The 12450-nt window shown below is 40.6% G+C and carries 8 protein-coding genes; all 8 read left to right on the top strand.

What is annotated here, in order from left to right:
- The first annotated feature begins 48 nt into the window (after positions 1–48).
- The 8 genes from D8S85_RS12115 to D8S85_RS12080 all read left to right on the top strand — a co-directional run bounded on the left by D8S85_RS12115 (position 49) and on the right by D8S85_RS12080 (position 12393).
- Positions 49–975, top strand: a complete 927-nt coding sequence (locus D8S85_RS12115; RefSeq protein WP_106480872.1) for an ABC transporter ATP-binding protein — start codon at positions 49–51, stop codon at positions 973–975.
- A gap of 7 nt (positions 976–982) precedes the next feature.
- On the top strand, positions 983–3298 hold the full coding sequence (locus D8S85_RS12110; protein WP_106480871.1) for a Gldg family protein: 2316 nt from the start codon (positions 983–985) through the stop codon (positions 3296–3298).
- A 39-nt stretch (positions 3299–3337) separates the two neighbouring features.
- Positions 3338–4264 (top strand): ABC transporter ATP-binding protein, encoded by a 927-nt coding sequence (locus D8S85_RS12105; protein WP_106480870.1) that lies wholly within the window; start codon positions 3338–3340, stop codon positions 4262–4264.
- A 45-nt stretch (positions 4265–4309) separates the two neighbouring features.
- A complete protein-coding gene (locus D8S85_RS12100; RefSeq protein ID WP_127075121.1) occupies positions 4310–6607 on the top strand; it encodes a Gldg family protein in 2298 nt (765 codons plus the stop codon).
- A 360-nt stretch (positions 6608–6967) separates the two neighbouring features.
- Complete coding sequence (locus D8S85_RS12095; RefSeq protein WP_106480868.1) at positions 6968–8668, top strand: TldD/PmbA family protein; 1701 nt, start codon at positions 6968–6970, stop codon at positions 8666–8668.
- A gap of 78 nt (positions 8669–8746) precedes the next feature.
- Positions 8747–10396, top strand: coding sequence for a metallopeptidase TldD-related protein (locus D8S85_RS12090; RefSeq protein WP_106480867.1), 1650 nt, complete (start codon positions 8747–8749; stop codon positions 10394–10396).
- A gap of 146 nt (positions 10397–10542) precedes the next feature.
- On the top strand, positions 10543–11088 hold the full coding sequence (locus D8S85_RS12085) for an RNA polymerase sigma factor (RefSeq protein WP_106480866.1): 546 nt from the start codon (positions 10543–10545) through the stop codon (positions 11086–11088).
- Between the two features lie 123 nt (positions 11089–11211).
- Complete coding sequence (locus D8S85_RS12080; protein WP_106480865.1) at positions 11212–12393, top strand: FecR family protein; 1182 nt, start codon at positions 11212–11214, stop codon at positions 12391–12393.
- The last annotated feature ends 57 nt before the right edge of the window (positions 12394–12450 follow it).

Genomic DNA, 12450 nt, shown 5'->3' with positions numbered 1-12450 from the left:
TGCAGGTTGTATGTGCTTGCAAGGAAAGTCCTTAATGAAAAAATAAATATGGGAAGTTCGATTGTATCAGTAAAAAATCTGTCTCATCGCTATAGCGTGCAATGGGCGATAAAAGATATTAGTTTTGATATCACTAAAAAGGGGGTGATGGGTTTGTTGGGGTCCAATGGAGCCGGCAAATCAACTACGATGAATATTATTTGTGGGGTTTTGAATCAGACGGAAGGGGAAGTTTTTATTAATGGCATTAATTTACGAGAAAATCCTGTAGAGGCTAAAAAGTATATTGGTTTTTTGCCTCAGCAGCCTCCCTTGTACACGGATTTGACGGTGGAGGAATATTTACGGAATGCGGCTTTTTTGCGCTTGATGGATAAATCGGAAGTGAATAAGGCTGTTGATATAGCCTTGGAGCGTTGTTCGATCACGCATTTTCGTGATCGTTTGATCAAGAATCTTTCTGGTGGATATCAACAGCGGGTAGGCATCGCACAGGCCATCGTTCATAATCCAAGTTTTGTGGTGTTGGATGAGCCGACGAATGGGTTGGACCCGAATCAAATTGTTGACATTCGTAACCTGATTCGAGAGATCGCGGAGGAACATTCCGTGTTATTGTCCACCCATATATTGTCTGAAGTTCAAGCGATATGTAATGATATAAAAATGATTGATAACGGCCATTTGGTGTTTTCCGGGTCTATGGAAGATTTTGATAATTATATCGCTCCCGATAGTTTCGTTATTGAGTTGAATCATTCTCCGGGGAAAGAAGTGCTTGCCCGGTTGGCTCCGAACAAGGGCGTGGAGGCGTTGTCGGAAAAACGTTTTAGAATATTTTTTAATGAGGATAATACAATCACCGAAAAATATATTGAAGAGAGCGTGATGAATGATTGGGATTTGAAGGAACTTGTGGTTGAAAGGTGTAGTTTGGATCAGATTTTTGCACAATTATCCGGAAAAGTAAAGTAGCGTGAATATGAAATTAAATAATAATATAAGACAGACGTTTAGGGTGGCTAAGATAGAACTGAGTTCTATGTTCTATTCTCCTGTAGCTTGGTTGGTGTTGATTATTTTTGCCTTGTTGATAGGGTATGATTATGCAAACGTGTTTGATAATCAGCTAAGAGCCCAATCGTTGGATCGCGAATTATGGAATGTGTCATCGGCGATTTATAATAGTTGGATGACGGGTATTCTGAAACCGATTTTACGTAATCTTTATTTATACATTCCGTTGATCACAATGGGCTTGATGAGCCGTGAGTACCAATCGGGTTCAATCAAATTGTTATATTCCTCTCCGGTGAAAAACTCTTCGATTATATTGGGGAAATATTTAGCTATGATGTGTTACGGTGCAGCTTTGATGAGTATTATCGGGTTGAACGTACTTTTCTCTTGGCTGACAGTTGAAAATTTCCAAATCTCCATGCTTTTGGTTGGAATGTTGGGAATTTATCTTTTAATCTTGGCTTATTCGGCAATCGGATTGTTTATGTCGACACTTACGGCTTATCAGGTGGTGGCGGCAGTGGGTACTTTGGCCGTTTTAGCCGTCTTGAATTTTATCGGGGATGTTGGTCAAAATATTGATTTTGTTCGGGATATTACTTTTTGGTTGTCCATCTATGGACGTGCGATTTCCTTTATTGAGGGGTTATTGCCTAGCGCGGATGTGATGTACTTCTTAATTGTAATCGGATTGTTCCTTTCGCTCTCTGTATTGAAATTAAACACGGAGAAGAAGATCATGTCCTTGCGCACGAAAATTTTAAAATATAGTACGATTATTGTAACGGCATTATTGTTGGGCTATTTGACTTCTTTGCCAGAAGCAAAGTTGTATTATGACGGAACTTACACGAAAAGCAACACGTTGTCTCCGGAGAGCCAGGAGGTGATGAAAAAATTAACTCAACCGCTCACAATTACGACATACGTGAATATTTTAGCTCCGGATTATTTTGCTGGATTACCTTTTAACCGTAACTGGGATTTTGAACGATTTGAACACTATGTACGTTTCAAACCGGATATCAAGATGAAATACGTGTATTATTATCATCATGCAAATAATCCGGATCTTGACGCGCAGTACCCGAATATGACGGATGAAGAGCGTGCTAAGGCTCTTTGTAAAATTAGCGATTTGAATTTTAAGATGTTTAAATCTCCGGAGGAGATTGACAAGATTGTTGATTTAAGTGGTGAAGGATATCAGTTCGTTCGTGTTGCGGAACAAAAAGACGGTAAAAAAGCGTTTTTACGATTATTTAATGATAACCAGCGTCATCCGCGTGAAACCGAAATCACTGCCATGTTGAAGCGTTTTGTGGCTAAAGCTCCGATGGTTGCGTTTTCTAAGGGATACGGTTCGCGGAGTATTAATAATTACGGGGGACGTGGTTTCTATTTATTCGCAAAAGATTTGTGGTTCCGTAATTCGTTGTTGAATCAAGGTTTTGACACGCGAGAGATTGATTTGGATAACGAAAAAGTATCAGATGATATTTCCGTGCTCGTTATTTCAGATTTGCGAGAGCCTTTATCGGAAAAAGCACTAGCTAACGTGAAGGATTTTATGGCAAGAGGAGGGAACATGATGATTCTAGGAGAGTATGGAAGAAGTGAAAACATGAATCGATTGACAGCCTCTTTAGGAGTTCGTTTTTCGGATGGAGTATTGGCTTGTCCGAACGAGTTAAATTCCCCGGTTGTTTTGAGAACCACCTACACGGAGGAAGCTGTTGAAAAACATTCGATATTTGCCACTATGCGTGATTTCGGATATGGCGTATCGGTGCCTTCATCCCTGGCATTGGACTATTCGGAGGTGAAGGATTTCGAAGTTTATCCCGTGTTGGAAACGAGCGACAAGGCTTGGATTGAATATGAAACGAAAGATCTCGTAGATGGTGATTTCATTTGCAATGCAGAGGCCGGAGAGAAGGAAGGTGTTTATGCGACATTGATTTATTTAAGACGTAAAGTGGGTGATAAGGAACAGCGTATCGTGGTTTCGGGTGATAGCGATTTTATCACGAATGAGGAATTCGGATTATCACGTCCAGGAATGGAAGTGAATAATATGGGGATTATTTCTGGTTCATTCCGTTGGCTTTCAAATGATGTATTCCCGATAGATACAGAACGTATTGCGGCGATAGATAATCGTATTGATCTATCTTCTGGCTGGAGATTTTGGATTAAATTGTTTTTTATGGTACTCTTCCCTCTCTTCCTTGCGATTTCGGGTATTTCGATCATATATAGAAGACAACGTAAATAGGGCTATAGAAGATATGTTTTCACATTAAAATTCGAATGTATGTTAAATAAAATAGTGGAGGTTAAACATCTATCTCATAAATATAGTGTGGATTGGGCTATTCGAGATATCAATTTCGAGATAAAAGAGAATGGCGTGTTTGGATTATTGGGTTCTAATGGAGCGGGTAAATCCACGACGATGAATATTATCTGCAACGTGTTAACACAAACGGAAGGGGATGTTTTTATTAATGGTATTAATCTAAGAGAGCATCCGATCGAGGCGAAAAAGTTTATCGGTTTTTTACCTCAGAAAGCTCCTCTTCACACGGAAATGACGGTGGACGAATATTTGTATCATTGCGCGGATATCCGATTGATGCCTAAAAAAGAGATACCTAAAGCGATGGAGAGGGCTAAAGAAAAATGTGGGATAACACATTTCAGTAAACGACAAATTCGGAATCTTTCTGGGGGATACCAACAACGTGTCGGGATTGCACAAGCGATTATTCACAACCCTTTATTCGTGATTCTTGATGAACCGACCAACGGGCTCGATCCGAATCAAATTGTGGAAGTTCGACGTTTGATTCGAGAAATAGCGAAGGATCGGGCTGTTTTAATTTCGACTCACATATTGCCTGAGGTGCAAGCCGTTTGTGACTATATCATGATGATCGAACACGGGCAGAAAGTGTTTGAAGGTACGATTAATGCTTTCAACACGTACATGTCTCCCAGTGCTTTACTTACGATTATGCACAACGCCCCTTCTTCGGAAGAGTTGATGAAAATAGAGGGAGTCGTGCGGGTGGAGCGGCTGACGAATACCCGTATTCGTTTACACTTTAGGGGGGATGATTCGATTATTGGACGAGTGGTAAAACAGGCCGTCTCGAATCACTGGCATTTACGGGAGATATCCTTGGAAAAGGAATCATTGGATAAAGTGTTTGCCAAGTTGTCCGGAAAGGATGCGTGAAACGGGTATTGATATGATAATACGTTATTTAAAAAGATTATAAGAATGAGAACGATTATACGGATTACAAAATCAGAGCTTCGAGTTCTGTTTTTCTCTCCTATTGCATGGCTTATCTTGATTGTTTTTAGTTTCCAGGTAGGTATGGCGTATAGCGATGCCCTTGCTTTACAACTTAGAAACCAAGAGTTGGGTTATCGGGTGTTCGCGGTCACACTCTCTTTATTTAGTGGATATTCGGGGATTCTTTCCAATCTGTTGGAGAACTTGTATCTCTATATCCCGTTATTCACGATGGGATTGATGAGTCGTGAATTGAGCAGCGGATCCATAAAATTATTGTATTCATCACCGGTGTCGAATTTGCAGATTATTCTAGGTAAATTCTTGGCCGTAGTGGTTTACGCTTTACTCTTGTGCGTGATTTTGATGGGGCCACTTATCAGTACGTGTGTTTCCGTGCAGGCTCCAGATGTTCTGTTGATGTTAACCGGCGTGTTGGGTGTTTTCTTGACGGTTCTGGCATACGGGGCCATCGGGCTATTCATGTCGACAATCACGAAATATCAGGTTGTTGCCGTGGTGGGAACGTTGGCTATTCTTGCTATCTTGAATTTCATCGGTGGTGTCGGACAAGAATATGATTTTGTTCGGGATATCACCTATTGGTTGGCTATATCCGGACGCTCGAAGGTGTTCATTGACGGGATGATCAGTTCCAAGGATACGTTATATTTCATTTTAGTGATTTTCATGTTCTTGGGATTTTCTGTGATTAAGTTGCAGGGAGAACGTCTACGATTGAATAAGTGGAAAACCTCGTTGAAATACGGCTTCGTGTTGTTAATCACGTTGACCTTAGGCTACATTTCGTCCTTACCCAAATTCAGTATTTATTATGATTCAACGGCTACCAAAATAAACACGTTGACCGAGGAAAGTCAGCAGATTCTTGAACAATTAAAGGGAGATCTGTCCATTACGACTTACGTGAATTATTTGGATGAGACCTATGATCGGGGCGCCCCGAGAAATAGAATTGATGATATCGCCCAATTTGAGCAATATTTACGGTTTAAACCAGAAATAAAACTCGAGTACGTCTATTATTATGCGAAAGGATATATGCCTTACGCGAGGGCTGATTACGATACGATGACCTTAGAACAGATCGTGGAGGATAAATGTCGCTATTCGGGATACAATCCTAAACGTTTTCTATCTTTGGACGAGGTATTGAAGAAAGATGATATTTCGGGAGAAAATGGTCGGTTTGCCCGGGTGATTACTGCCGCGAATGGGAAAAAGGCTATTTTGCGTATTTATCAAGATAATAGCATTTATCCTTATGAAGCACAAATCTCTACAGCGTTAAAAACTTTACTTCAAGAGGCTCCCGTGGTCGGTTTTGTTACGGGACATAAGGAGAGAAGTGGCATGGATTTGGGAGAAAAAGGATACGGGACTTTTGCATCAAATAAAACATTCCGCTATTCATTGATAAATAGTGGTTTCGGGATACGCGAAATATCATTGGGACAACCGGTACCGGAGGATATTGACATTGTGGTACTGGCAGATATGCGTAGTGGTTTGACGGAGGAAGAATTTCGTAATTTTGATGCTTATCTGGCACGAGGAGGTAATTTGTTTATATTAGGAGAGCCTAAGCGTCAGAAATTTATGAATCCGGTTGTTGAAAAATTAGGATTACGTTTCGCGGATGGTATTATCGTGTCTCCTTCCGAGATTCATCTGGATGATATTGTCGCCGCAGACATAAAAGAAGGGGCAGCAATGGTTTCAGAAAACTATATCAAGTATTTTCGTAGAGGCTATTCTATCATCACTCCTTCGGCTTGTGCGGTCGAGATTATAGACACGACGAAAGGATTTAAAATAACCGAAGTGTTGGCTAGTGCAAGTAAAGGTTCTTGGATCGAGAAGGAAACGACGGATTTTATTAATGAAAAGTCAGTGTTAAACCCGGATGCCGGAGAGGTGGAGCGTTCTAATTCGATCATGTTGTACCTCACGCGTTTAGTAAAGAATAAAGAACAACGTATTTTTGTGATTGGAGATGCTGATTGTATTAGTACGTTGGAACTTTCGCAGAACAGGGCCGGGTTTAGAAGTTCGAATTTTACGTTAATAACGGAAACATTCCGTAATATGTCCTACGAGGAATTCCCTGTTGATGCAAGTCGAGTAAATCCACCTGATAATCAAGTCGTGATTTCTCAAAATGGAGTTTCTGCTATAAAAGTTGTTATCATGTGGATTGTCCCACTATCGCTTGTGGTGGGTTGTGTTATATTATTGTTTAGAAGAAAAAGAAGATAGTATTTTTAAATAATCTTCTAAAATGAAGAAAAAGAGGGTGTGTTAAAATGCACACCTTCTTGCATGATAGTTGTCCGGATGTAGGTATGCATTTTCCCCCCCCAACTTCTTATTGGGTTACTCTTTTTGTGTGGCTCGAAATTATGCCTAATTCACATCGTTTTAGCTCATGTGTAATTTCCTTTAGAACCGTTTTTTTAAGAGGTTGAAATTAACAATGTTAACAACCTGGCAGGGAAGAATTAACAAAGAATTAATGTAAATTCATTTTGAATAACAAAATGAGAAATATAATTTTGTTGACAGAATTAGTGCGTGATCTTCAGAGATCCAAAATTTAAATGATTAAAACAATTGACAATGAAAAAATTAGGATTGATTATTATTAGTTGTATCTTCTCGTTGTTGTCGGTGCATACGTTGTATGCGCAGGAACAAGATAAGTTGTTGCAACTATTGAAACAGGAGTTGGCGGCTGATATGCAAGAGCTGCAGAAACAGGAAAATCCTCCCTACCACATGAATTTTAGGGTGATGGATGATCGGACAGTGAGTATTTCGAGTTCTTTCGGGGCTACGATGATGTCCGTGAAACAACATTCTCGTTCAATGGTTCCACAGATTCGGGTGGGAGATACTACTCTGGATAATTTTAAATATAATGCCATGGGTGCCCCGTCGGATCAACGCGGTAATGTGCGGGTGGCTTATCTGGGATTGGATGATGAAAAAGGTGCTGATGCAACTCGTCAGGCAATCTGGGCTGAAGTGATGAAGCGGTATGATTTTGCCGTTGATGCTTACCAAAAGGCAAAAACCCAAAGCCAAGTGAGTGTTGCTGACGAGGATAAGGCTGCTTCGTTCTCTGCTGCTCCGGTGGAGAAATATTATGAGGCTCCTCTTCCTGCAGAGAAGTTGGCGATTGATCAAGCAGCTTGGGAAAAACGTTTGAATGAAGTTTCTGCCGTGTTTAAAGCATATCCGTTATTACAATCGGGTGATGTTAGTTTGACGTTCCGGGTGCTTCGGAATTATTTTGTAAATACGGAAGGAACCGAGGTCGTGCAGAATAGAACCTATGCACGAATCATTATCAGCGCGTCGATGAAGGCCGAGGACGGTATGGAATTGCCGTTGAATATGTCATATTTCGCGTATGACCCGAAAGATCTTCCGTCTAACGACCGAATGATTGCTGACGCTAAAGATATGGTAAAGAGATTGACCGTGTTGCGTGATGCTCCGGTTGTTGATCCTTACACGGGTCCGGCTATTTTGTCCGGTCCGGCTAGTGGAGTATTTTTCCATGAAATTTTCGGTCACCGTATTGAAGGACATCGTTTGAAAGGTGGTGGCGAGACTTTTAAGAAGAAAGTAGGAGAGTTGGTTCTTCCGGCAGAATTCCAAGTGTATTGCGACCCGACTTTGCGCCGTTATGCAGGAACCGAGTTGAATGGATTCTACTTGTATGACGATCAAGGTGTAAAAGCTCGTCGAGTAGATGTTGTGAAAGATGGTATTTTGAAAGAATTTTTGATGAGCCGCGTGCCTTTGGATGGATTCCCTAGCAGTAACGGGCATGGACGTACGGCTGGAGGTGGCGACCCTGTTTCTCGTCAATCAAACTTGGTGGTAGAGACTTCACATCCTTATACGGAGGCAGAGTTGCGTTCCATGTTGATCGAGGAGGCTAAAAAACAAGGAAAGGAATATGGATATTATTTCAAAGAGGTAACCAGTGGTTTCACGTTGACGGGAGAGGGTGGTAGCTTGAACTCGTTTAATGTGACTCCCTTGGAAGTGTACAGAATATACGTGGATGGACGTCCGGATGAGTTGGTGCGCGGCGTGGATTTGATCGGAACCCCGTTATCCATGTTCTCTAATATCATGTGTGGAGGTGATACTCCCAGCGTGTTTACCGGAGAGTGTGGGGCAGAATCCGGTTGGGTGCCTGTAACGGCAAGTTCTCCAATGATTCTGGTAAACAAGATCGAGACTCAGCGTAGACAGAAGTCAAGAGATTTACCCCCGATCTTACCAGCCCCGGGAAATAATTAAAAATGTTAAGTGATTTATGAGGAAGAAAGGTTGTGGCGTTGGAAACCGTAAATCTAAAATTTAAAATCTAAAATTGAGATGAAATATATATTATCGATTATATTGTTTTTCCTGCTGGCAGGATCGTTAACCGCACAGAATAAACAGGATCAGGTGATCTTTAAGGCTATGCAGGATGAGATGCAACGCAGTAAGGATCAATTGATGTTGCCGGGTATGCAAAAGCCGTATTATTTGTCTTATACTTTGGGGCGTACACATCAGTTTGAGGTTGTGGGTGCGTTAGGTGGTGTTGTTAATTTCTACGAGTCTCCTTGGAGTGCCGTGGGAGGTGTTCAGATGTTTTTGGGTGATTATGACCATAATAATGATATTAATTACATATGTGCATCTATTCAAGCTGGAATGCCGGAAGAGGCTGATTATGATGTAATTCGTAGGAATTTCTGGTTGGGATCGGATGCCATGTACAAATGGTCTTTGCAGGCAGGAGCAATGAAGGATGCTTATTTGAAGGCAAACCCGAAAACAGCCGAGGAGTTAGCCGTGAAGGATCAACAGAAGGTGGATGCGGTTACTCGAATCGAGGAACCGAAAACGGCCTATACGATTGATCGTGCGAAGTTAGAGAAGATTGTAGAAGAATTGTCTGCTATTTTCAAAGACTATAAGGATATTTATGATTCATCCGTGGCAATTACCGGACAGGAAATGGAAGTGTACAAGTCTACCACGGATGGTGTTGTGTTGAAAGAGCCGTTACGTTATGCAAGCTTGGTTGCTTCTGCATACGTGATGACGGAAGATGGGGTTCGAATTGATGATGCATTTTCCGTGCTTGTTGCTCGTCCGGATGATTTGCCTTCTTTGGATGAGTTGAAGAAGGGGGTTAAGGCTTTTGCTGATAACTTGATCAAGTTGAAGAATGCTCCCGCGATTACAGAGTATTATGCCGGACCGGTGTTATTTGAAGACGGTGCTTGTTCTTCTGTTTTTATAAGTAATTTCTTGAAACGCGGTGCTTTGTTTGCTTATCGTAAACCTGACACGGATCGGGCTCAGCCGATGAAAACATTGGATGCACGGTTAGGTATGAAGATTGTGGATAATCGTATTTCCATTAAGAATTACAGTTCTTTGGACAAGTATAATGGAGTTCCTTTGTTGGGAGCTTATAATATTGATGCCGAAGGTGTTGTTCCTGCTAAGGAGATGACATTGGTTGAAAATGGTATTTTCAAAAGTATGTTGAACGGGTGTACTCCGACTTTATACGCTCCTCAATCAACGGGTAGTTCTCGGTTCTTGTTGTCCAGCAGAAACGGAATGTTCTCCACGGCTCCGGGTACTATTCATATCGAGGTGGAAAAAGGGACGAAGCCGGAAAAGATGAAGAGTGCATTGATTAAGGCTGCTAAAGAGGAAGGTTTGAAGTATGCTTATATCGTGCGGAGTTTAGCCGGTAAAGCCTCTCGTATTTATCGGGTGGATTTGGATGGTAAAGAAACTCAGGTTCGTTTCGGTGATGTGAGTGGATTGACCTTGATAAATTTGAAACGTATGCTGAATATTTCCAGCAAGGAAAATGTGAGCAACTATATTTTGAACGGTCAGTTGTTGTCTTCTTTGATTTACCCGTCTTCAATCTTGATTGAGAATATCGAGATTAATAAGTCTGACGTGAAGAAAGACAAAGAACAGGTATTGACCTTCCCGTTACAACGGTAAAGTTATTTTAAGATATTAGAACACAGGGTGCCCCTTGATTCAGAAATGGATCAAGGGGTTTCTTAATTAGTTTATTTTAGGTGATATACTTTTAGTTCGTTTGGAATAAATTTGTATTTTTGCCCTAGGCGTGTTGTTACTAAGAGATGACGAAACTAAGGAGTATAACGAATAAAAGAATTGGATTCGAAGAAATCTATAGAGACTATTCGAAATCTATGTTTTTGTATGCCATTAGTTTACTAACTTCAGAAGAGGAAGCGGAAGATGTGATACAAGAAGTTTTTGTCAATTTTTGGAAAGATGATACTTATCACAAGGTAAAAAGTGAAGTAACAAAGACCTATTTATTCCGCTCTGTTAAAAATAATTGTTTGAATCGCTTGAAAAAGAAAGACGTATTAAAGGATCGTTTGGATTTGTTGTATGGAGATGTTGCGGAAGAAGAGATGATGACGTGGAATGACGAGTTAATTCAAGAGATTGAGACAGAGATTTCAAATATGCCGGAACAAACACGAGAAATTATCCAAGGTGTTTTTTTCCAAGGTTTAAAATATCAAGAGGTGGCAGATCAGTTGGGGATATCTATAAATACAGTGAAGACTTTGCTGAAAAATGGTATGAAGCATTTACGGGAACATTTTTCTGGACGTGGAGATTTATTTCTTTTTGTATTTTTATTTAGATAATTCTACTATTATGCTGTGTTTTTATACTGTGTTCGGGAATAAATGAGATAATATTATTTGAAAATTTCCATTTTTGATTCACCCGTTTTTATTTTTTGTTGTCTATACGAAAAACAAAAAGTTATGGAGGCAGGAGATAGAATAGACGAATGGGTCAATCAATATGTACGTGGAGTTCTTTCTGAGAAAGATAGAATCGAGTTACTCCGGTGGTTGGAGGCAGCTCCTGAACATGAGAAACAATTTCGGGAAATGTTGCGAATCAAAATGCGAGTATCTGCTGTTGGGCAATGGAAAGAGTTGGATGATGTGCAACAGAGAACGTGGGATAAGATTACGCTTTTTATAGAATGTCGAAGGAAAAAGTTGTATATATGGGGGGCTCGGATTGCCTCGATGATTATTGTTGCGATTGGAGTGGCATTCATATGGCAGAATAGATCGGGGTCAGAGATGGAGACAATATTGGTTTCCAATGTGCTACAAGTTGAATCTGGCTCTCCAAAAGCGATTTTAGTAACAAGTGCGGGAGAAAAAATAGCTTTAAATGATGGCAAAACCTGTCAAGTAGCAGATGTTTCAGGGATTGAGATTATTCAAGATTCGACGGGGAGTGTCCGATTTGAAGATCGTGGTGTTGTTACAGAAGAGGAAGTTTGTCGGTATAGTTCAATCGTCGTGCCGGAGAAAGGTGAATATCAAGTTATATTAAGTGATGGTACGAAAGTTTGGATTAATTCAGATTCAAAATTAGAATTCCCAGACCGTTTTCACAAAAATGTACGAGAGGTGAAGTTGACAGGAGAGGCTTATTTTGAAGTGATTGCTGATCCGCAAAAGCCATTTTATGTTCAAGTTGGGGAGGCTAAAGTACAGGTGTTGGGAACTGCATTTAATGTATCGGCTTATCAGGAAGATCAACAAGTTGAAGTTGCTTTATTACGCGGTAAGGTTGGGTTCAATTTACCAAATAATGAATATGTATTGGTACCAGGGGAGATCGCAACTTGGGACAAAGGAGATAGAGAGGCAACTCTTCGAAAGGGGAATGTCGAATCGATCATAGATTGGAAAACAGGACGGTTCAATTTTGAGGATATGCCTTTGGATAGATTGACGGTGAAACTGGCTCGTTGGTATGGTGTGCAATTTATGTTCGAGGATGAGACTGTGAAAGAGTTTCGTTTTTCTGGTGCGGTAACGAAATATAGGACATTGGATTACGTGTTGGGGATGATTGCGAAAACGACAAAAGTCGCTTTTCAAGAAAAAGATGGAAAAATTTTGGTTCGAAAAATAGAATAGAAATTGTGTGACAGTAAACTAAAAAATCCCGAATAGTGGTGACGCACTACCCGGGAG

Source organism: Butyricimonas faecalis (genome assembly GCF_003991565.1).
Taxonomy (GTDB): domain Bacteria; phylum Bacteroidota; class Bacteroidia; order Bacteroidales; family Marinifilaceae; genus Butyricimonas; species Butyricimonas faecalis.
Note: the sequence above shows the minus strand (reverse complement) of the source record. Positions and strands in the feature narration are given on the sequence as shown.

Bases quoted from the DNA above. Each gene is read 5' to 3' on its own strand.
- D8S85_RS12115 (WP_106480872.1), top strand. From the start codon at position 49: ATGGGAAGTTCGATTGTATCAGTAAAAAATCTGTCTCATCGCTATAGC.
- D8S85_RS12110 (WP_106480871.1), top strand. From the start codon at position 983: ATGAAATTAAATAATAATATAAGACAGACGTTTAGGGTGGCTAAGATA.
- D8S85_RS12105 (WP_106480870.1), top strand. From the start codon at position 3,338: ATGTTAAATAAAATAGTGGAGGTTAAACATCTATCTCATAAATATAGT.
- D8S85_RS12100 (WP_127075121.1), top strand. From the start codon at position 4,310: ATGAGAACGATTATACGGATTACAAAATCAGAGCTTCGAGTTCTGTTT.
- D8S85_RS12095 (WP_106480868.1), top strand. From the start codon at position 6,968: ATGAAAAAATTAGGATTGATTATTATTAGTTGTATCTTCTCGTTGTTG.
- D8S85_RS12090 (WP_106480867.1), top strand. From the start codon at position 8,747: ATGAAATATATATTATCGATTATATTGTTTTTCCTGCTGGCAGGATCG.
- D8S85_RS12085 (WP_106480866.1), top strand. From the start codon at position 10,543: ATGACGAAACTAAGGAGTATAACGAATAAAAGAATTGGATTCGAAGAA.
- D8S85_RS12080 (WP_106480865.1), top strand. From the start codon at position 11,212: ATGGAGGCAGGAGATAGAATAGACGAATGGGTCAATCAATATGTACGT.